At 63.5% G+C, this 19137-nt stretch carries 19 protein-coding genes; 7 read left to right on the top strand and 12 right to left on the bottom strand.

Annotated features, from left to right (window positions below):
• From CI15_RS08375 to CI15_RS08365, 3 genes are read left to right on the top strand one after another with little or no spacing between them, the layout of a single operon-like run.
• A complete protein-coding gene (locus CI15_RS08375; protein WP_062126250.1) occupies positions 1 to 1128 on the top strand; it encodes an acyl-CoA dehydrogenase family protein in 1128 nt (375 codons plus the stop codon).
• Between the two features lie 33 nt (positions 1129 to 1161).
• Positions 1162 to 1620 (top strand): MaoC family dehydratase, encoded by a 459-nt coding sequence (locus tag CI15_RS08370; protein WP_062126247.1) that lies wholly within the window; start codon positions 1162 to 1164, stop codon positions 1618 to 1620.
• The gene (locus CI15_RS08365) at positions 1617 to 2105 is read left to right on the top strand and encodes a MaoC family dehydratase (RefSeq protein WP_062126244.1); all 489 of its coding nucleotides are present in this window, start codon (positions 1617 to 1619) and stop codon (positions 2103 to 2105) included. The genes CI15_RS08370 and CI15_RS08365 overlap by 4 nt, the downstream gene beginning before the upstream one ends.
• A 99-nt stretch (positions 2106 to 2204) precedes the next feature.
• Here the strand turns inward: CI15_RS08365 and CI15_RS08360 are convergent, their stop codons facing one another.
• The 6 genes from CI15_RS08360 to CI15_RS08335 all read right to left on the bottom strand — a co-directional run bounded on the left by CI15_RS08360 (position 2205) and on the right by CI15_RS08335 (position 8553).
• Positions 2205 to 2906 carry a glutathione binding-like protein gene (locus tag CI15_RS08360; RefSeq protein ID WP_062126241.1) on the bottom strand — a complete coding sequence of 234 codons (702 nt, stop codon included), beginning with the start codon at positions 2904 to 2906 and terminating at the stop codon, positions 2205 to 2207.
• Between the two features lie 132 nt (positions 2907 to 3038).
• Entirely contained in the window at positions 3039 to 4298 is a 1260-nt protein-coding gene (locus CI15_RS08355; RefSeq protein WP_062126238.1) for an acyl-CoA dehydrogenase family protein, read from the bottom strand.
• A 48-nt stretch (positions 4299 to 4346) separates the two neighbouring features.
• Complete coding sequence (locus CI15_RS08350; RefSeq protein WP_062126235.1) at positions 4347 to 5453, bottom strand: phosphotransferase; 1107 nt, start codon at positions 5451 to 5453, stop codon at positions 4347 to 4349.
• A 20-nt stretch (positions 5454 to 5473) separates the two neighbouring features.
• The gene (locus CI15_RS08345) at positions 5474 to 6190 is read right to left on the bottom strand and encodes a histidine phosphatase family protein (protein ID WP_062126232.1); all 717 of its coding nucleotides are present in this window, start codon (positions 6188 to 6190) and stop codon (positions 5474 to 5476) included.
• Between the two features lie 21 nt (positions 6191 to 6211).
• Positions 6212 to 7000, bottom strand: coding sequence for an oxepin-CoA hydrolase, alternative type (locus tag CI15_RS08340; RefSeq protein WP_062126229.1), 789 nt, complete (start codon positions 6998 to 7000; stop codon positions 6212 to 6214).
• On the bottom strand, positions 6997 to 8553 hold the full coding sequence (locus CI15_RS08335) for a 3-hydroxyacyl-CoA dehydrogenase (protein WP_062126226.1): 1557 nt from the start codon (positions 8551 to 8553) through the stop codon (positions 6997 to 6999). The genes CI15_RS08340 and CI15_RS08335 overlap by 4 nt, the downstream gene beginning before the upstream one ends.
• A gap of 127 nt (positions 8554 to 8680) precedes the next feature.
• Here CI15_RS08335 and CI15_RS08330 point away from each other — a divergent pair, with 127 nt between their 5' ends.
• A complete protein-coding gene (locus tag CI15_RS08330; protein ID WP_062126224.1) occupies positions 8681 to 9328 on the top strand; it encodes a glutathione S-transferase family protein in 648 nt (215 codons plus the stop codon).
• A gap of 109 nt (positions 9329 to 9437) precedes the next feature.
• Here CI15_RS08330 and CI15_RS08325 read toward each other — a convergent pair whose 3' ends face one another.
• Together CI15_RS08325 and CI15_RS08320 are read right to left on the bottom strand one after the other, a co-directional pair.
• On the bottom strand, positions 9438 to 10610 hold the full coding sequence (locus CI15_RS08325; protein ID WP_062126221.1) for a pyridoxal phosphate-dependent aminotransferase: 1173 nt from the start codon (positions 10608 to 10610) through the stop codon (positions 9438 to 9440).
• A 129-nt stretch (positions 10611 to 10739) separates the two neighbouring features.
• Positions 10740 to 11246 (bottom strand): putative toxin-antitoxin system toxin component, PIN family, encoded by a 507-nt coding sequence (locus CI15_RS08320; RefSeq protein ID WP_062126218.1) that lies wholly within the window; start codon positions 11244 to 11246, stop codon positions 10740 to 10742.
• Between the two features lie 57 nt (positions 11247 to 11303).
• Here CI15_RS08320 and yaaA point away from each other — a divergent pair, with 57 nt between their 5' ends.
• Together yaaA and CI15_RS08310 are read left to right on the top strand one after the other, a co-directional pair.
• Positions 11304 to 12086, top strand: coding sequence for a peroxide stress protein YaaA (gene yaaA / locus CI15_RS08315; RefSeq protein WP_062126216.1), 783 nt, complete (start codon positions 11304 to 11306; stop codon positions 12084 to 12086).
• Positions 12087 to 12137: 51 nt separating this feature from the next.
• On the top strand, positions 12138 to 13304 hold the full coding sequence (locus CI15_RS08310; protein ID WP_062126213.1) for a M14 family metallopeptidase: 1167 nt from the start codon (positions 12138 to 12140) through the stop codon (positions 13302 to 13304).
• Between the two features lie 108 nt (positions 13305 to 13412).
• Here the strand turns inward: CI15_RS08310 and CI15_RS08305 are convergent, their stop codons facing one another.
• The 4 genes from CI15_RS08305 to CI15_RS08290 all read right to left on the bottom strand — a co-directional run bounded on the left by CI15_RS08305 (position 13413) and on the right by CI15_RS08290 (position 17305).
• Complete coding sequence (locus CI15_RS08305; protein ID WP_062126211.1) at positions 13413 to 14030, bottom strand: BspC domain-containing protein; 618 nt, start codon at positions 14028 to 14030, stop codon at positions 13413 to 13415.
• Between the two features lie 176 nt (positions 14031 to 14206).
• Entirely contained in the window at positions 14207 to 14881 is a 675-nt protein-coding gene (locus CI15_RS08300; RefSeq protein WP_062126208.1) for an energy-coupling factor ABC transporter permease, read from the bottom strand.
• A 114-nt stretch (positions 14882 to 14995) separates the two neighbouring features.
• Positions 14996 to 15877, bottom strand: coding sequence for a response regulator transcription factor (locus CI15_RS08295; RefSeq protein ID WP_062126206.1), 882 nt, complete (start codon positions 15875 to 15877; stop codon positions 14996 to 14998).
• Between the two features lie 213 nt (positions 15878 to 16090).
• Positions 16091 to 17305 (bottom strand): DUF2863 family protein, encoded by a 1215-nt coding sequence (locus CI15_RS08290; protein WP_062126204.1) that lies wholly within the window; start codon positions 17303 to 17305, stop codon positions 16091 to 16093.
• A gap of 272 nt (positions 17306 to 17577) precedes the next feature.
• Here CI15_RS08290 and CI15_RS08285 point away from each other — a divergent pair, with 272 nt between their 5' ends.
• Complete coding sequence (locus CI15_RS08285) at positions 17578 to 18693, top strand: AI-2E family transporter (protein WP_082814190.1); 1116 nt, start codon at positions 17578 to 17580, stop codon at positions 18691 to 18693.
• Positions 18694 to 19137: the final 444 nt, after the last annotated feature.

Below are 19137 nucleotides of genomic sequence, written 5' to 3'. Positions count from 1 at the left end.
ATGGACTTCACTTTCAACGACGAACAGCAGCAGTTTGCCGACGCGCTGCGCCGCTATCTCGACAAGAGCTATGGCTTCGAGGCGCGCCAGGAGATCGTGCGCTCCGAGGCGGGCATCTCCGCTGCGCACTGGGCAGCGTTCACCGAGCTGGGGTTGACGGCATTGCCGGTGCCGGAAGCGCAGGGCGGCTTCAACGGCGGTCCGATCGACATGCTCGTGGTCATGCAGGAACTCGGCCGCGCGCTCGTCGTCGAGCCGTATTGGGCGACTGCGGTTGGCATCGAAGCGCTGCGCATTGCCGGCAGTGGCGAAGGCGAGGATGCAGCACTACTCGAACGGGCGGCCCAGGGCGAAGCCAAACTGGCCGTGGCGTTTCACGAGCCGCTAGCGCGCTACGATCTGTTCGACGTCGCGACGACCGCGAGCGGGCAGGGCGCGCAACACACGCTGAACGGCACGAAGTCGGTCGTGCTGCACGGTGCGCAGGCGGACCATTGGATCGTGCCGGCGCGCCTCGATGGCGAGATCGCGCTTTTTGTCGTCGCGCGTCACGCGGCCGGCGTCAATATTACGGATTACCGCACGATCGACGGCCAGCGCGCCGCGACGCTCGAATTCAACGGCACGCTCGCGCGTCGTCTCGCCGGCCAGCATGCGGGTGCGGCGGCACTTGAGCATATCGCCGACTACGGCACGCTGCTGTTGTGCGCGGAAGCGGTCGGCGCGCTCGACGCGCTCAATCACGCCACTGTCGAGTACACGAAAACGCGTCAGCAGTTCGGCCAGCCGATCGCGCGCTTCCAGGCGTTGCAGCACCGCATGGTCGAGATGCTGATCCACGCGGAGCAGGCGCGTTCGATCACGTATCTGGCTGCGATGCGCTACGCCAGCGAAGACGCGAACGAGCGCCGTCGCGCCATCTCCGCGGCAAAGGTTCGGGTCGGCCAGGCCGCGCGCTTCGTCGGTCAACAGGCGGTGCAGTTGCACGGCGGCATGGGCGTGACGAACGAAGTGGCCGCCGCGCATCTGTTCAAGCGTCTCGCGATCATCGAGACCACGCTCGGCGATGTCGATCATCATCTCGCCCGGTTCGCCACGTTGCCCGGATTTGCCGTCGTCGAAGACTGATCGGGCCGTTCAACCGGACAAAGGAGTTGCACGATGAAAATCAGTTTCGAAGACATGGAAGTGGGCACGTGCCGTGAAGTCGGTAAGCACACGTTCACGCGCGAGGAGATTGTCGAGTTTGCCCAGAAGTTCGATCCGCAGCCGTTTCATCTCGACGAAACCGCCGCGGCCGAATCGCCGTTCCGCGGTCTCGTCGCCAGTGGCTGGCACACGTGCTCGGTGATGATGGGCATGCTCGTGCGCAACCTGCTGGCGGATTCGACCTCGATGGGCTCACCCGGTATTGACGAGATTCGCTGGCTGAAGCCGGTGCGTGTCGGCGACACGATCACGATGATGAACGTCATCGTCGACAAGCGCGTGTCGCAGAGCAAACCCGATCGCGGCATCGTGTCGACGCGCTGGGAAGGCATCAATCAGCACGGCGAAACGGTGATCACGGTGAGCTCGAACGGTATCTTCGGCCTGCGCAAACCGGGAGCAGCGGCATGACGGCAAGCGCGGCGGCTAGCACGTCGACGATCGTCGCGTTCGACAACGCGGAAGCTTTGCGTGCGCTCATCGGCGCGGAGCCACTCGTCAGCGAATGGCTCGTCGTCGATCAGGACAGGGTCAACCGTTTCGCCGAGGCGACCGGCGATCATCAATGGATTCACATCGATCCCGAGCGGGCCAAGCGCGAATCGCCGTTCGGTGGGCCGGTCGCGCATGGGTTTCTGACGCTGTCGTTGATTCCGGCTTTGCTCGGCAAAACGGTGAGGATCGAGCAACGCATGGGCGTCAACTACGGCTTGAATCGCGTGCGTTTCGTGTCACCGGTGCTGGTCGGTTCGTCGTTGCGCGGGAAGTTCGCAGTGGAGTCGGTGACCGATGTCGAGAACAGCGGCGTGCAGCTCGCGTGGAATGTGACGCTGGAGCGTCAGGGCAGCGAGCGACCGGTGTGCGTCGCCGAGTTCATCACGCGCCATTATTTCTAGCGTGTTTGCGGCGCAGATGAAATGAAAAAGCGCGAGTCGGCTTGCACGCCGCTCGCGCTTTCTGTTTGTGTCGCGCCGTGTCGGCGCGACGGCCTGAAACTAGTGTTTTGCGTACTGCGTCGCGCCAAACAGGATCTCTTTCGCCTTGTCGTCCATGAGCGGCACGCGCGCGGACGCGAGTACTTCGACGCCGCGCACCACCGCTGGCCGCGCAGCGATCTCTTCGTGCCAGCGTTTTACGTTCGGCAACGTATCGAGGTCGATGCCCTGATTTTTCCACGAACGCGTCCACGGAAACGCGGCGATGTCCGCGATCGTATAGTCGTTGCCCGCGAGATAACGCGTCTTGCCGAGCTGCGTGTCCATCACGCCGTACAGACGTCGCGCTTCGTTGGTGTAGCGATTGACCGCGTATTCGATCTGCTCGGGCGCATACACGCGGAAGTGATGCGTTTGTCCGAGCATCGGACCGAGCCCGCCCATCTGGAACATCAGCCATTGCAGCACTGTGTAGCGCGCGGCTGGGTCGGTCGGTAGAAACTTGCCGGTTTTCTCGGCGAGATAAATCAGGATCGCCCCCGATTCGAACAGCGCGAACGGCCGGCCATCGACGCCTTTCGGGCCGTCGGAATCGACGATCGCGGGAATCTTGTTGTTGGGACTGATGGCGAGAAATTCGGGTGTGAACTGGTCGCCCGCACCGATATTCACACCATACACGGTGTAGGGCAGCCCGGTCTCCTCGAGCATGATATGAACCTTGTGGCCGTTCGGGGTCGCCCAGCTATAAACGTCGATCATCCTGGCTCCTTGTTCGTCAAAGCGGCGCCGCAAAGAGGGCGCCGCCGTCGTCGAAAATTAGAGCATAGATCGCGCGATGCTGCTTGCCGCGGACTCAGGCTTCCCGCCCACGGAGAGCCGCTGCTGTTGCACTCAACCGCGTGTGACCGGCATTTCCACGCGAGCCGCCGCGCCCGCATCCATATGACGCGCGAGTTCGAGCTTGGCAATCGCGTTGCGGTGCACTTCGTCGGGGCCGTCGGCGAAGCGCAGCGTGCGCGCCGACGCATACGCGTAGGCGAGCGGGAAGTCGTCGCTGACGCCGCCGCCGCCATGGGCCTGAATCGCCCAGTCGATCACCTGACACGCCATGTTGGGCGCGACCACCTTGATCATCGCGATCTCGCCGCGCGCGCCCTTGTTGCCGACGGTGTCCATCATGTACGCGGTCTTCAGCGTGAGCAGACGCGCCTGCTCGATCATGCAGCGTGCCTCCGCGAGACGCTCCTGCGTCACACCCTGCGCTGCGACCGGCTTGCCGAACGCGACACGTTGCAGCGAACGCTTCGCCATCAGTTCGAGCGCGCGTTCGGCGAGGCCGATCAGGCGCATGCAGTGATGGATGCGTCCCGGTCCGAGGCGCCCTTGCGCGATCTCGAAGCCGCGGCCTTCACCGAGCAGCAGGTTGGTGGCGGGAACGCGCACGTTGTTGAGCGTGATCTCCATGTGGCCGTGCGGCGCGTCGTCGTAACCGAACACGGTGAGCGGACGGTGCACGGTGATGCCGGTGGCGTCGGCGGGCACGAGGATCATCGACTGTTGCTGATGGCGCGGCGCGTCGGGATCGGTCTTGCCCATGACGATATAAACCTTGCAGCGCGGATCGCCCGCGCCAGAGGACCACCACTTGTGACCGTTGATCACATAGTGGTCGCCTTCACGCACGATGCTGGTCTGGATGTTCGTCGCATCCGACGATGCGACCTCCGGTTCCGTCATCAGAAACGCCGAACGGATCTGCCCTTGCAGCAGCGGTTCGAGCCACTCGCGCTTGTTGTCTTCGCTGCCGTAGCGCTCGATCGTCTCCATGTTGCCGGTGTCCGGCGCGTTGCAGTTGAACACTTCCGGCGCCCAGGGCACCCGGCCCATGATCTCGCACAGCGGCGCGTACTCGAGGTTCGTCAGGCCGGCGCCGCGCGCCGATTGCGGCAGGAACAGATTCCACAGGCCGGCCTCGCGCGCCTTCTGCTTGAGTTGCTCGATCAGTTCGGTCGGCACCCATGCGTTGCCGTTCTGGCGATTGCGCGCGATCTCCGCATAGAACGCCTGCTCGTTTGGATAAATGTGCTCGTCGAAAAAGGCGAGCAGTTTTTCGCGTAACGCCTGGACTTTCGGGGTGTAATCGAAATTCATCTGAGACCTCGCGGATAACGGACTGCGAATGAGGGGCGCCGTTCTCGTCTAGAGAACCTTCTGCGCGTAATGCCAGGCCAGTTCGGCCATTGGCTTCGCGCGCCGGCCGGCGTCGAGTGCCTGCGCGCTCGACGCGGTACCGTCGACGACGCGCTTCATGATCCCTTGCAGGATCGCGGCGATGCGGAACATGTTGTACGCCAGGTAGAAATTCCAGTCGCCAAGAATCTCGAACCCGGTGCGTTCGCAATAGCGCTCGACGTACCGCGCTTCATCGGGAATGCCGAGCGCGGCCCAATCGAGTCCCGCGATGCCGCGGAACTGCGCCGGGTCGACATGCCACGCCATGCAGTGGTACGCGAAATCGGCGAGCGGATCGCCGAGCGTCGACAGTTCCCAGTCGAGCACCGCGAGCACGCGCGGCTCGTTGCGATCGAAGATCAGGTTGTCGAGCCGATAGTCGCCATGCACGACCGAGGTACGGCCGCTCGTCTCCGCGGGCATATGCTGCGGCAGCCAGTCGATCAGCCGATGCATCGCGTCGATCGGCTCGGTCTCGGATGCCAGATACTGTTTGCTCCAGCGTCCGATCTGGCGTGCGAAGTAATTGCCGGGCTTGCCGTAATCGGTGAGGCCGGCGGCCGCGACGTCGACACGGTGCAACGCCGCGATGACGCGATTCATTTCGTCATAGATCGCCGCGCGCTCGCTGGGCGTCATGCCGGGCAGCGATTGATCCCACAGCACGCGGCCTTCCACGAACTCCATCACATAGAACGCGCGGCCGATCACGCTTTCGTCTTCGCACAGCGCGAGCATCTGCGCGACCGGCACGTCGGTGTCGGTGAGCGCGTGCATCACGCGGTATTCGCGTTCGATCGCATGCGCGGATGGCAGCAGCTTCGCGGCGGGTCCGGGCTTCGCGCGCATCACGTAGGAGCGCGACGGCGTGATCAGCTTGAACGTGGGATTGGATTGTCCGCCCGCGAACTGCTCGAGCGTGAGCGGCCCCTCGAAGCCGTCGACGTGCCCCGCCAGCCATGCGGCGAGCGCGTCGTTGTCGAAGCGTTGCCGCTCGTTGACCGGGCGGGTGCCCTCGAAAGCCGAGTAGTCCTGGCCGCTTGCGGGTTCGCCGGTCTGCGTGGCTGGCGCCATGGGTCTCCTCCAGTTCGGTGTTAGCTACGCTGGTATTGAACGAATTGTGCGTAGAGCATTTCCATCGTGGTGTTGCGGACGTCGCGATGCAACGGCGACGGTGGGGAATAGTTGAGCATGCGCAGGACCCAGTCGCGCGGCGCGGTGCCGACGTCGAGCGCGTTGATGCAGCCGGTGGCCTGCGACAGATGACCGAAGAACGTGCGGCCGCCGGCCGTCAGCGCGTGCGAGAGGATCGCCCGATTGACGCCGCCGTGCAGCACCAGCAGCACGGTGTCCCACGAGGCGTCCTCGCGCAGCGCCGTGACGGCCGGCAGCACGCGATCGAACAGCTCGCCGATCGTTTCGCCATCGAGAAAGCGCATGCTCTCCGGCACGATGCCGTCGAATACGCCGAGAAACGCCGCCTCGATATCGCTCGGCGGAATGCTGCCGAGCCGTCCGCCGCGAATCTCCTGCCACGCGGGCTCGATCTCCGCTTCGATCTGCTGGCCGGTTTCGGCGAGCACGCGTTGCGCGGTTTCGATCGTACGCGGCAAGCCGCTGACGATCACGCGGTCAAAGCGCACCTGCTGCGCGGCGAACACGCGGCCCGCCGCGCTCGCCTGCTCGCGACCGTTCGCGTTCAACGGCACGGTTTCGGGATCGATCGCGCGGCCGGAGTCGTCGAAATAGGTGACGTCGCCGTGGCGCATCAGGTAGATGCGGCGACGTTTCGGCAGTTGGTAGTCGGGCATGTCGGGCGGCTCTCCCGTCGCTTATTTGTAGACCGGCGCGCGTTTTTCGAGGAACGCGGTGATGCCTTCGAGACCGTCACGATGATGCAGCGACGCGACGAAGTTATCGCGCTCGGCGACCAGATGGTCAACGAGCGGCTGCGTGCCGGCCGCGGCGATCAGCCCCTTGATGCGCGCGACCGAATTGGGCGAAATCGCGCCGAGCTCGTCGGCCCAGCCGAGCGCGTTATCGAGCGCGGTGCCGGCCTTCGTGAGCCGGTTGACGACGCCGAGTTCGTGCAGACGCGCGGCGCCGATCGGCTTGGCTTCGATCAGCACCTCGGTGGCCAACTGACGCGGCAGCGACTGCGCAAGGAACCACGAGCCGCCGCCGTCGGGCGTCAAGCCGACGCGTGCGTACGACATCGCGAACTTGGCATTGTCGGCGGCGACGATCAGATCGCAGGCCAGCGCGAGCGAAAATCCCGCGCCGGCCGCCGCGCCTTCCACGGCGGCAATGACCGGTTTCGACGATAGCCGCAGCGCCGAAATCCATTGAGCAAGCATGTCGATGCTATCGGCCTGCACGGACGGATCTTTCGCGCGGTTTTCGAGCAGGCGGTTCAGGTTGCCACCCGCGCAGAAGAAGTTGTCGGCGCCGGTGATCACGACGGCCCGAATCGACGGATCGCGCTCGACGGTATCGAACGCTTCGATGCCGGCTGCGTACATGTCCGGATGCAGCGCGTTGCGCGCACCGGGGTTCGAAAGCGTGAGGACTAGCGTGGATTCGCTGCTGGCGGGGCGTGAAGCGAGCAGGGCGGCGCTCATGACTGGGTCTCCGGTTGGATATCGGCGGCGTCGCGGTGCGTGAGCGACAGGCCGAGTTGCGCGCGTCTTGCGAGCCATGGCGAAGGACGGTAACGCGGCTCGCCGAGCACGCTGTGCATGTTGCGCAGGATGGTGAGAATGGTAGTGGCGCCGAGCGCATCGCCGAGCGCAAGCGGTCCGCGCGGATAGCCGAGGCCGAGCGTGACGGCGAGGTCGATGTCCTGCGGTGTCGCGATCTGCTTTTGCGCGATGTCGCAGCCGATGTTGACGATCGTCGCGACTACCCGTTGCGCGACGAAGCCGGTCGAATCACGGATCACGGTGACGGGCACGCCATCGGCGGCGAAGAGGGCATGCGCGCTATCGCGGGCGGCGCGTGTCGTGGCCGGAGTCGTCATCAGCGTGCGGCGTTGCGCGCCGACCAGCGGAAACAGCGCGTCGACGGCGACGACGCGGCTTGCGTCGAGCGCTTCGTCGACCGTGGCCGTGGTCGCGTCATGGCCGAACGGCGTGACGACGATCAGCGAACCGGCGGCGGGCGTCGCACCTTCGTCGAGCGGCACGCCCGCTTTGCCGACTAGTTGCACGACGGCTTCGTAGGCCTCGCGGTAGCGCTTGCTGACCCACACGCTTTGCGGCAGCGTGGTCGGCGCGGGGTTTTCGGCAGGGACTTGCTGCTTGCCGTCCACGTAACGATAGAAACCTTCGCCGCTCTTGCGGCCGAGCAGTCCGCCCGATAGCCGCGTGCCGGTGATCGGCGACGGCGTATAGCGCGGTTCTTCGTAGAACTGGTGATAGATCGATTCCATCACCGGATGCGACACGTCGAGCGCGGTCAGGTCCAGCAGCTCGAACGGCCCGAGGCGAAAGCCCGCCTGCTCGCGCATGATGCGGTCGATGTCGGCAAAGCTCGCGACACCTTCGCCCGCCACGCGCAAGCCCTCGGTATTCATGCCGCGGCCCGCGTGATTGACGATGAAGCCGGGCATGTCCTTCGCGCGCACGGGCGTGTGACCCAGGCGGCGCGCGAGATCCATCAGCGCGTCGCCGGCCTCGGGGTCGCTGCGCAAGCCGTCGATTACTTCGACGACTTTCATCAACGGCACCGGATTGAAGAAGTGATAGCCGACCACGCGCGAGGGATCGGTGCAGCCCGCGGCGATCGCGGTGATCGACAGCGACGACGTATTCGACGCGAGGATGCAGCGGCCGCTGACCACGGTTTCGAGCTCGCGAAACAGCGCCTGCTTAACATCGAGCTTTTCGACGATCGCCTCGACGACCAGATCGCAACCGACCAGTTCGCTGACTGCCTGCACGCCGCTCACGTTCGCGAGCGCGGCAAGCGAGCGCGACTGCTCGAGCTTGCCTTTGGCCGTCAATTTGGCGAAAGTCTCCGCGAGATAGTCGCGCGCGGCGCCGACCGCGGCCGCGTTGGTGTCGTAGAGCCGCACCTGCAGGCCCGCGAGCGCCGCGATCTGCGCGATGCCGCGGCCCATTGCGCCGGTGCCGACAATGCCGATGGTCTCGATACGGAAATTGCGAGAGTTCATTGTGATGCCTGACTCCATGGTTATTTCAGAATAGCACGATCGTGCAATTTATTGGATGATCTGATCAAAAGCCGCGGCTTCGACTTCGACGCGCGGTCTCACACACGATGACACAAGGACACACCCGATGATCAAGCTGTGCGGTTTCGCGCTTTCCAACTACTTCAACAAGGTCAAGTTCGTGCTGCTCGAGCATGGCATCGAGTTCGAGGAGGAACTCGTGAAGCCGAGTCAGGATCCGGCGATGCTCGAGCATTCGCCGCTCGGCAAAGTGCCTTATCTGCAGACCGAGCAGGGCGATCTGTGCGAGTCGCAGTGCATTATCGAATATCTGGCTGCGCGTTTTCCCGACAGGCAGATCTTCTCCGCCGATCCGTGGCAAGCGGCCAAGGAGCGCGAAATGATCTTCTTCATCGACGTGCATCTGGAGCTGACGGTGCGCAATCTGTACAAGGAAGCGTTTTTCGGCGGCACCGTCAGTGACGCGACGAAAGGGCGGGTCGAAAAGCTGCTCACGCATCACATCGCCGGCTTCAGGCGGATCGCGAAGTTCGCGCCGTATCTGTGCGGCGAGCAGTTCAGCGTGGCAGATACCGCCGGCTACGTGAGTCTGCCGCTCGTCGGGATGACGACGCAGACCATTTACGGCCGCGATTTTCTGCTCGAAGCGGGGATCGACTGGAAGCGCTACGTGAAGACGATCAACGCGCGACCGGCCGCGCAGCGCGTGACCGAGGATCGCAAGGCTTGGGTCGCCGCGTCGCGTGCGTCCTGAGGGAAGGACCGCAGTGTTGTGAAGCGGGCAAGGGTGCGAGGCGCACACCCATGCCGCTAAGCGCGATGGCAAGGAACGTGGATTCGTTCGTGACATCGCGCGGAGAATCCTAGAGCCGCACGAGCCGTTCGAGCGCGGTGGCGAGCGTGCTTTCCTGCTTGGCGAAGCAAAAACGCACCACGCCCGACTCGTGCGCCTCGTGATAGAACGCCGACACCGGGATGGCCGCCACGCCGATTTCGCCGGTCAGCCATTGGGCGAATTCGGCTTCGGGCAGATCGCTGATCGCCGAATAGTCGACACACTGAAAATAGGTGCCCGTGCACGGCAGCAGCCTGAAGCGCGATTTCGCGAGGCCGGCGCGGAAGAAGTCGCGCTTGTGCTGATAAAACGCCGGCAGGTCGATGTATGGCGCGGGGTCCTTCATGTAATCGGCGAGACCGATCTGCATCGGCGTGTTGACGGTGAACACGTTGAACTGGTGCACCTTGCGGAACTCGGCGGTGAGCGCGGCGGGTGCGGCCACGTAGCCGACCTTCCAGCCGGTCACGTGATAGGTCTTGCCGAAGCTCGACACCACGAAGCTGCGCTGCGCGAGCTCCGGATAGCGCGCGACGCTTTCATGCGGCGCGTTGTCGTAGACCATGTGCTCATACACTTCGTCGGACAGGATCAGCACGTTGGTGCCGCGCACGATCTCCTCGAGCTTGCGCATGTCCTCGTGGCGCCACACCGTGCCGGTCGGATTGTGCGGCGTGTTGATCATGATGAGCCGTGTTTTCGGCGTGATCGCGGCGGCGAGCTTGTCGAACGGGATCGCGTAGTCGGGTGCGTCGAGCGTGACGAAGACGGGCGTGCCGCCCGCGAGTTCGATCGACGGCAGATAGCTGTCGTAGGTCGGCTCGATCACGATCACTTCGTCGCCCGCATGGACCGTGCACAGGATCGCAGTCAGCAACGCCTGGGTGGCGCCCGCGGTGACGGTGATTTCGCTATTCGCGTCGTAGCGGCGGCCGTACAGGTTCGCGATCTTGTCCGAGATCGCCTGGCGCAGCGGCAGCACGCCAGCCATCGGCGGATACTGATTGTGGCCGTCGCGCATGGCGTTGGCGACCGCGTCGACGATGCGCGGATCGCAGGCGAAGTCGGGAAAGCCCTGGCCCAGGTTCACCGCGCCTTTTTCCGCGGCGAGCGCGCTCATCACGGTGAAGATCGTCGTGCCGACGGTCGGCAGGCGAGACGGAAACGTGGGGCTCGTGGGCGTGTCGTGCGGTGCGTTCATGGCGTCGTGGGTAGCAGGGCGATAAGGTTGGCCGGTGATTGAAACTGTCGTTCCGAAGGGCGAAGCCTGATTGTAGGGAATTGCGGCACGCTGTGCGGCGTGGCGCTCACGTCGACCGTTCGGCCGGATTCACGCGATGACGGTGTCGGTCCCGACATTCTGAGCGAGGCCGATCTCCGCGACGAATGGTGCTGGTTGCGCGATCCGGAAGCCGAAATCACGCGCGATACGTTTCGCGAGCTTCAGCACCGCGCGGTCTTTCGACACGAGCCAGTCGGCCTGCGCCGAATGTGCGAGCTCGAGAAACTTCTGATCGTCGCGATCCTTGCATTGGGGCAGCGGCCGTGTGTTGCCATCGGACCCGACCGCCTCACGCGGCTCAACCAGTTGCGTGAGCCGCGCGACGACCGCGAGCGCTGCGGCTTTGTCGACGTTCCGGTGCGCGAACTGCGGATAGTCGAGCACATAGGTGAGCTCGGCGAGGCAGCGCGCGTCGATCAGCGCGGCGAGCGCGCCGCTTTCGAGCGCGGCGGCGATCGGCCGCGTGTGCGGGTCGTCGAATACGAGAATATCGATCCACACGTTGGAATCGAGTACGACGCGCAAGGCGCCGCTTGAGGCGAGGGAACCGGGCATTCGTTACAATCGGGCTTTCGTCTTTGACCGCCAGGCACGGCGTGCCTGCAAGCCTCTATGATAATCGTTCTGTCGCCGGCGAAATCGCTCGACTACGACACCCCGCCGCACGTCAAAAAGCACACGATCCCCGATTTCGTTGACGATGCCGCCGAACTGATCAACGGCCTGCGCCGTTTGTCGCCGCAACAGATCGCTTCGCTGATGAGCATTTCCGATCAGCTCGCGCACCTCAATTTTCAGCGTTACGCGGACTGGTCGCCGCAATTCGGCACGCACAATGCCAAGCAGGCGGTGCTCGCTTTCAACGGCGACGTCTACGAAGGTTTCGATGCGAAGACGTTGTCGTCGGCCGATCTCGACTATGCGCAGAATCATGTGCGAGTGCTCTCGGGTCTATATGGCCTGTTGCGTCCGCTCGATCTGCTGCAGCCGTACCGGCTCGAAATGGGCACGCGCTTCGCCAATCCGCGCGGCAAGGATCTTTACGCGTTCTGGGGCGAGCGCATTACGCAGGCGTTGAACGCGCAACTGAACAGGAACGCGGCGGCCTCGCGTGTGCTGGTCAATTGCGCATCGGGCGAATACTTCAGGTCGGTCAGGCCGAAGCTGCTGGACGCGCCGGTCGTCACACCGGTGTTCGAAGACTGGAAGGGCGGCCGCTACAAGATCATCAGCTTCCATGCAAAACGCGCGCGCGGCTTGATGGCGCGCTTCGCGGTGGAAAACCGTATCGAGCGTCCCGAGCAGTTGCGGGATTTCGATACCGAAGGCTATACGTTCAACGCCGAAGCCTCGAACGACTCCACTTACGTATTTCGCCGCCGCATTGCGGACTAGGCGTGCCGCTGCGGCGAACAGGCAGCGTGAATTCTGGCAGGGAACACTCTCATGACGTTATCGATTACGAGCAATTTCGACGCAGGGGCGATCGATGTGCTGTCCTGCGAGGACGCCGGCAATATTCGCCTGCGCGTGCGGCCCGACAGCCACGCCGAGTTCGCGCAGTGGTTCTATTTCCGCCTCTCGGGTGCGGCGGGCGAGCGCTGCGTGATGACCTTCGAGAACGCCGCCGCGTGCGCGTTCGCCGAGGGCTGGCGCGACTATCGGGCGGTGGCCAGCTATGACCGGGTGAACTGGTTTCGCGTGCCGACCTCGTACGACGGCAAGGTCCTGACGATCGACCACACGCCGGATTTCGACAGCATCTACTACGCGTATTTCGAGCCGTACAGCGAGGAACGCCATGCCGAGTTTCTCGGCGCCGTGCAGCAGATGCCGCACGCGTCGCTGACCGAGCTCGGCAAGACGGTCGAAGGGCGGCCAATTTCGCTGCTCACGCTCGGCATGCCGGCCACGGACGAGGCCGCCAACGCCGTGCCGAAAAAGAAGATCTGGTTGATCGCGCGCCAGCATCCGGGCGAGACGATGGCCGAATGGTTTATCGAAGGTTTCGTGAAGCGCCTCGTGGGCTGGGGCGATTGGGCGGGCGATCCGGTCGCGCGCAAGCTCTACGATCACGCGGTGTTCCACATCGTGCCGAACATGAATCCGGACGGCAGCGTGCACGGCAATCTGCGCACCAACGCGGCCGGCGCCAACCTGAATCGCGAATGGATGGAACCGGACGCCGCGCGTAGCCCCGAAGTGCTGGCGGTGCGCGACGCGATTCACGCGACGGGCTGCGACCTGTTTTTCGATATTCATGGCGATGAGGCGCTGCCGTATGTGTTCGTCGCGGGCTCCGAAATGCTGCCGGGCTTCACCGAGCGGCAGGGTCGCGAGCAGAAGGCGTTCATCGAGGCGTTCAAGCACGCGAGTCCGGATTTCCAGGACGAGCATGGCTATGCGGCAAGCAAGTATCGCGAGGATGCCTTGAAGCTCGCGTCGAAGTACATCGGCAACGAATTCGGCTGTCTGTCATTGACGTTGGAAATGCCGTTCAAGGACAACGCGAATCTGCCCGACGAGCGGGTGGGTTGGAGCGGCGAGCGCAGCGCGTCGCTAGGCGCCGCGATGTTGCAGGCGATTTTGCGTCACGTGGAGACGTTCGCTTAAAGAAGCGCACGGGTGGGCATAAAAAAACAGGCACGCACGGAAAAAGTGCGTGCCTGTTTTCTATTGGGGCGACCAGTCGGCGGGGCGGCGCGAGATCAGCGCCAAAGGTCATTGACTCTTTTTCTTGGAATTCTTGTTGGCCGATTTGCTTGAGGTCGCGCGCGACGATTTGCCCGAGCTTGTGTTCGACGACTTCTTCGACGATTTGCCACCGACCGCGTGCTTGCCTTTGCCGCCCTTGTGCTTTCCCGATCCCTCGCTATGCGCGCGGTTCGGCGGTACCGGATCGTTCCAGCTGAAGGCGAGCATCTGCGAGCCCACGTAGCCGCAGCGAAATTTCAGATCGGCCGGCTCGCCTGAATTGTTCTGGCGCACGCCCACGCCCTCGACGGTGACGATGCTGTCCACCTTGACGCGCTGCTTGCCTTCGTCGAACGAGTCGTTCCACGGCGTGACAGACGAGTGGGCGCCGTCGAACGAACTGGACGGAAACTCGACGTGGTCGAACGCGGTCGATGTGCTCGCGACAAAGTCGCCATGTGCGGCGCAGTCCGCGACGAGCGGATCGGCGTGCATTTCGGTGATGAATTTTTTGACGAGGTCGTTGTGCTGCTCGAGCTGATCAGCGAATGCGGGAGCCGCGCAGACGAGCGAGAGACTCGCCGCGCAGGCTGCCAACCGGCCGATCACCCGCAGCAATCGGCGCGATACGTTGGTGCGATCCATCTAGTTCTTTTGACGCTAATGGGAGATGAGGCAATTAAGATGCCCCGCGCAAGGGTTGAGTTCAATCTTGCTGCAAATATTCTGTCTTGTCCTGGTGGGAGTGTTCGGTAAGCCACCAATGACGAGGCGCTGATTATCACCGATGCGCCGCGCGCGTCGTCAAAGCGCGCGCTTGCTCAGGTGCGCGGTCCGCCCAGGCGATAGCGTCGGACATCGTACGTGGTGACCCACGCGGGACGGTACACCGCGATCAACGCGGTCGCCATGCCAGTGAACCATGCTTCGCCGCTGACGAGCAGCAGCACGCTGATCGCGTAGCCGGCCGGTATCACGGTCATCGAGCCGCCGGAGACTGCGATATGAGTGCCGAGCGCTGCCCCGGCGGTCAGCGACACTGCAATGGCGGGTGAAACGAAGCCCTGGCCGAAGATGAACATGAAAAGGTTGCGCGGCAGCCACGCTGTGCAGATGCGCTGCAGCAAGGTCGAGACAGCGACGGGCAACGCGCCGTAAATGAGGAAGGTCAGCGCGATGCCCTGCCACGGGGCATCGAAGACGACGGCGGCCAGACCTGTGACCACCGCCATCGCGATCAGCGCGAGCCCCCAGTCGAACAGTGTGACGACGAGCGTGGCGCCGAGCAGGTGCATTACGGTGCCGTCGTCGAGCCAGGCGTTGCTCGCCCACAGCACCGACACCGCCACGATGATCGCCAGCCATACATGCTGGAGGGTGCCGTCCTGAAGTCTTTTGAAAGGATTTTTCCAGAGCGCGAGCGCGACCACCATCGCGGTGGCAATCCAGCCACCGACAGCGACCCAGAACGGAAGCGGTGTGTAGAGGAAACCCATGTGTCTCATATTACTCGTTGGACGAGAAAAGGTGTGAGCGGATTCCATGCCAGCCGGCCGTCAACGCTGGGCCGATGCGGATGTTCGGAGGCATCCGCATCGGCGCGCGCCACGTCATGCGGGGCCCGGCCTGACCGGCTTGCGCGCGAGCCCGTCGTGCGGGGCATCGCCATACGATGTGGCGGGCTCCGCGGCCATTGGCAGCGCGGTGCTGGTGTCGCTGCCGGGCAACGGATATTGGAAGCGCGGGCGTTGGCGACGCCGTAGCGGCACCGGGCCGGGCTGCCCGCGTATGACGGGCCGCGCGCTGTTCTCGCCGTTGTTGCGCAGGACCTGCAGATGATTCGTCAGCCAGCCGTTGTAAAGCGCGACCGCGGCGGCGCGATTGGGTGCGCCGAGTTGCTGGAATATGCTCGTGAGGTGGATCTTGACCGTGCCCTCGCTAATGCCGAGCGTGCGCGCGATCATTTTGTTGGTGCTGCCCATGTGCACGCAGCGCATGATCTGCTCCTGGCGCGGTGACAGTCCGCTCGAGAGTTTGTTGCGGCGGGGTGGCGGACTTTCTTCATCGAACGGACGGATCGTGGTGTCGGTCGGCAGCGGCGGATCGATCGCCAGCGCGCCGGGCGGCACGTAGTGACCGCCGAGCAGCACCATTTCCAGCGCGCGCACGATCAGGCAGGGATCGGTGTCGCGTGGAACGACGCCGAGCACACCCTCGTCCATCAGCGCGCGCACGAGCGCTGGCAACGTCCCGTCGGTGAGCACGCTGATACGCAGGTCGGGATAGTGGCTGAGCAACGTGCGAACCTGCGCCACCGACATCCAGTCTTCCCAGTCGATCACGACGAGGTCAGGCCGGTAACGCTTGAATGGACGTTCGAGCAGACGCCATTCATCGGCTTCGGTGAAGCGTGCCAGCCGGTCGATCTGCCGGAGCAGGGCTTTGAGTCCATCACGTCGTTCCGCGTTTGAATTGAGAATCGAGAAGCGCATGCAGGTCTCCAGATGTGTCGGGCGAAATTGCGCGACGCATCTGTGGGGCTCGTGAAGCTGACTCGATCACGGCGATGCGTCACCGTGCCTATGATGACAAAATCCCTCCGTTTTGACGGCTGTCCAAAAGGCATAAGAAAAGGGGGAATTCAACAAAAAAGCCCCGCACAGGCGGGGCTTTTTCGCGGTCAGGCGAAGACGTCGACGTCGCGATCAATGGAAATGCGGTTGCGCGGGCTCGGCGTCCTCGGGCATTTCCGCATGGACGATTTCGCCGAGCGGGTCCGCGTACAGCGGCACGCCACAGTCGTCGCAATATTCCGGCTCGAAGCGGCCCGCGTGGCGGCGCACGTCTGTGATGCCGGTTTCCTTGAGCAGCGCGACGATTTCCTCGAGCGGATCGTCCGAGCCGGTGATTTCCTCCGGCTCCTCGTCGATGCCCGGCTCGCCGTTTTCGCGACCGTAGAGTGGCCACACGACTCCGTAGATCACGTCGTTGCTGCCCTTGCGCGTGAAGCCGACGCGGTACTCATCGATACGCCGTTCGCCGAAGCCGGCGACCACCGCGCGCAGGTCCTGCGGCGCCGCGCCAATTGTGTCGAAAAGATAACGAACGGCGGTACGCACGGTGTGCGGACGCACGCTTTCGTCGGCGTCGCGGCAGGCCGAGTAGTAGGCATCCGGCAGCAGGCATTCGAACTCGCAGCCCGGGAGCACGACCGACAGATTCGCACCACCTTGCGTGGCCCATTGCTCGAGACATTGGCCGCGCTCGATGCGAGTGCCGTGCTCTTCTTCCTGCCAGCGGAACGTCGCTTCGCCGACCGGTGCGGCGACCACGGCGAGTAGAAAGCGCGGGTCCGCAAGAATCGGCGAGGTATCCGGCAGTTCGCCGAAATTGAGCTTCGCGTTGCCGCCGCCGAGCGCGGCTTGCGCGAGCTGCTGGGCGATGCGCCACGTTTCGACGTGGTGACGCGGCAACTGGTCGATGCTGTACAGGAATGGAGCCATCGCAACGCGCGTGTTCGCGGCGAGCACGTGCGCTTGCAGGTGCGCGCGCAGCGCGTCGGCGGCGTCGGACTTGAGCGGGCCGGACGGAATCACATAGCGGGTCCAGGCGAGCACGGGCGCGGCGATCAGCAGCGCTTCATAAGGCACACCCTCGTGTTCGAGCACGAACGATTCGCTATGGGTTTCCGCCATGTCGGCCAATGCGCCGTAGGCATCGGGATGGTTCTGCTGCAGATGGTCGAGCGCGGCGTCCAGCGTAGTCTGGTTGGCGTTGCGCACGATTTTGGCCAGCAGCGCGTCGAGCTTCGCTTCCCAGAAGCGATCTTCGGTACGGCTGCCCGACGCGAAAAGCGCGAGCGAGAGACCGACGAGCTTGTCGGCGTCGGGAGGGAGACGTTTGGCGATTCGCGAGCGCATAAATCCGAAAAATTGGGGGCACGGAACCTTATATTCTAGTCTTTTCCGGGCAGCTATATCGATTGGTCGGCAATCGCGGGGCGATTTGGGCGGTTTTCATCTCAAAAATGCGTTTGCCAGCGGCGCAGCCGCACGCGGCGCACGTCGGCCTGGCCTGATGGTATAAGACACCCCCGGACGCACGACTCGCTTCTATACTGACGGCGTTCAGCAGGCGCCTAACGGGCGTGTGTCATTTCATTGCCACGGTCTGGCGCAATAGGAGATCCATCGTGAAATCGGACCAACTGATCGAACGACTTGCCGCGGTATTCGCATTGATTGTGCTGGTGGGTGGTTCGTTGCTGGTGCTGGCGCCTTTTACGACCGCGCTGCTGTGGGGCGCCATCCTCAGCTACAGTTCCTGGGGGCTCTATCGGCGGCTGACTGGCGTGGTTGGCGGCCGGCGCAGGCTGGCAGCGACCTTGATCGTGTTGATCATCCTGGTCGTGGTGCTCGGGCCGTTCGTCTATGCTGGATTCGCGCTTGGCGCGCACGTTCACCAGATCGTGGCGCTCGTGCAGAGACTATTCGAGTCGGGGTTGCCTGATCTGCCATCGTGGGTGCAGCGGATTCCGCTCGTCGGTTCGAGCATTGAAGCATTTTGGGAGCGTTTGACTAGCAGCAATTCCGAGTTGATCGCGCAATTACGCACGCTTGCCGCGCCGGCCGGGAAATGGATTTTGGCTGCGGCGCTTGCGGTGACGCATGGGCTGGGGCTGCTGGCGCTGAGCATCGTGCTCGCGTTCTTCTTTTACACCGGTGGCGAAGGGGCAGCCGCGTGGCTGAATGCCGGCATGCGTCGAGTCGCCGGTGAGCGCGCTGACTATCTGCTGGCGCTGGCGGGCAGCACGGTGAAGGGCGTGGTCTACGGGATTCTTGGTACAGCCCTCGTCCAGGCGGTTCTCGCCGGATTCGGGTGCTGGATGGCAGGGGTGCCGGCTCCGGCGCTGCTGGGGCTCGTGACGTTTTTTCTGTCGGTGATCCCGGGCGGTCCGGTCATAGTCTGGTTGCCCGCGGCGATCTGGCTGTATCAGGGAGGCTCAACCGGGTGGGCGATCTTTCTCGTCATATGGGGCGTGCTGGTGGTCGGTATGGCCGACAACGTCATCAAGCCGATCCTGATTGGCAAGAACAGCGCTATGCCGTTGATTCTGGTGATGCTTGGCATCCTCGGCGGCGCGTTGGCGTTCGGCTTCCTTGGCGTGTTCATCGGCCCTACATTGTTGGCGGTCGCTTACACCGTGCTTCATGACTGGACGATTGGCGCATCCGCCGCGCAGGCTCTGCCACCGGAAGTGAAAACGCCGGCGATAGAGGATCCGGGCCGTATGGGAAAAACACCCTAAGGAAAACCCCAGGAATTCGCTTGCAAGTTTGGGGCGCTGCGACTAGAATCTCGCTCTTTCGTGCACCGGATGCCGGGGCACGGGGGAGCGGGAAGCCAGTAATGGCGGGGGCTTCAGCGGCGTGGGCAGGTTAAGCGAGTGATAAAAACCTGTTGACGATCCGATAGAAGTTCTTCATAATCTCGTTTCTCTGCTGCAGACGCAGCGACGCAAACGAAGCAGTGCCGGGAAGTCAGGTGCTGCGCAGTGCGCGGATCGATCTTTAAAAACTAACAGCCGATAAGTGTGGGCGCTTGATGCGGAATGCAGCGGCGGATTCTCCGGGGTCTGTCGTCAAGCAAAAGTATCAGAAGCCTCACACAGTAATGAAAGGAAGGTTTTTCCATCGAGAGATGGTTGAACACTTCGTCAGTACGTTGAGTGAGCGACCGGTTCGAAAGAACA

The sequence above is a fragment of the Paraburkholderia monticola genome, from assembly GCF_001580545.1.
GTDB lineage: Bacteria > Pseudomonadota > Gammaproteobacteria > Burkholderiales > Burkholderiaceae > Paraburkholderia > Paraburkholderia monticola.
Note: the sequence above shows the minus strand (reverse complement) of the source record. Positions and strands in the feature narration are given on the sequence as shown.

Bases quoted from the DNA above. Each gene is read 5' to 3' on its own strand.
- CI15_RS08375 (WP_062126250.1), top strand. From the start codon at position 1: ATGGACTTCACTTTCAACGACGAACAGCAGCAGTTTGCCGACGCGCTG.
- CI15_RS08370 (WP_062126247.1), top strand. From the start codon at position 1,162: ATGAAAATCAGTTTCGAAGACATGGAAGTGGGCACGTGCCGTGAAGTC.
- CI15_RS08365 (WP_062126244.1), top strand. From the start codon at position 1,617: ATGACGGCAAGCGCGGCGGCTAGCACGTCGACGATCGTCGCGTTCGAC.
- CI15_RS08360 (WP_062126241.1), bottom strand. From the start codon at position 2,906: ATGATCGACGTTTATAGCTGGGCGACCCCGAACGGCCACAAGGTTCAT.
- CI15_RS08355 (WP_062126238.1), bottom strand. From the start codon at position 4,298: ATGAATTTCGATTACACCCCGAAAGTCCAGGCGTTACGCGAAAAACTG.
- CI15_RS08350 (WP_062126235.1), bottom strand. From the start codon at position 5,453: ATGGCGCCAGCCACGCAGACCGGCGAACCCGCAAGCGGCCAGGACTAC.
- CI15_RS08345 (WP_062126232.1), bottom strand. From the start codon at position 6,190: ATGCCCGACTACCAACTGCCGAAACGTCGCCGCATCTACCTGATGCGC.
- CI15_RS08340 (WP_062126229.1), bottom strand. From the start codon at position 7,000: ATGAGCGCCGCCCTGCTCGCTTCACGCCCCGCCAGCAGCGAATCCACG.
- CI15_RS08335 (WP_062126226.1), bottom strand. From the start codon at position 8,553: ATGAACTCTCGCAATTTCCGTATCGAGACCATCGGCATTGTCGGCACC.
- CI15_RS08330 (WP_062126224.1), top strand. From the start codon at position 8,681: ATGATCAAGCTGTGCGGTTTCGCGCTTTCCAACTACTTCAACAAGGTC.
- CI15_RS08325 (WP_062126221.1), bottom strand. From the start codon at position 10,610: ATGAACGCACCGCACGACACGCCCACGAGCCCCACGTTTCCGTCTCGC.
- CI15_RS08320 (WP_062126218.1), bottom strand. From the start codon at position 11,246: ATGCCCGGTTCCCTCGCCTCAAGCGGCGCCTTGCGCGTCGTACTCGAT.
- yaaA (WP_062126216.1), top strand. From the start codon at position 11,304: ATGATAATCGTTCTGTCGCCGGCGAAATCGCTCGACTACGACACCCCG.
- CI15_RS08310 (WP_062126213.1), top strand. From the start codon at position 12,138: ATGACGTTATCGATTACGAGCAATTTCGACGCAGGGGCGATCGATGTG.
- CI15_RS08305 (WP_062126211.1), bottom strand. From the start codon at position 14,030: ATGGATCGCACCAACGTATCGCGCCGATTGCTGCGGGTGATCGGCCGG.
- CI15_RS08300 (WP_062126208.1), bottom strand. From the start codon at position 14,881: ATGGGTTTCCTCTACACACCGCTTCCGTTCTGGGTCGCTGTCGGTGGC.
- CI15_RS08295 (WP_062126206.1), bottom strand. From the start codon at position 15,877: ATGCGCTTCTCGATTCTCAATTCAAACGCGGAACGACGTGATGGACTC.
- CI15_RS08290 (WP_062126204.1), bottom strand. From the start codon at position 17,305: ATGCGCTCGCGAATCGCCAAACGTCTCCCTCCCGACGCCGACAAGCTC.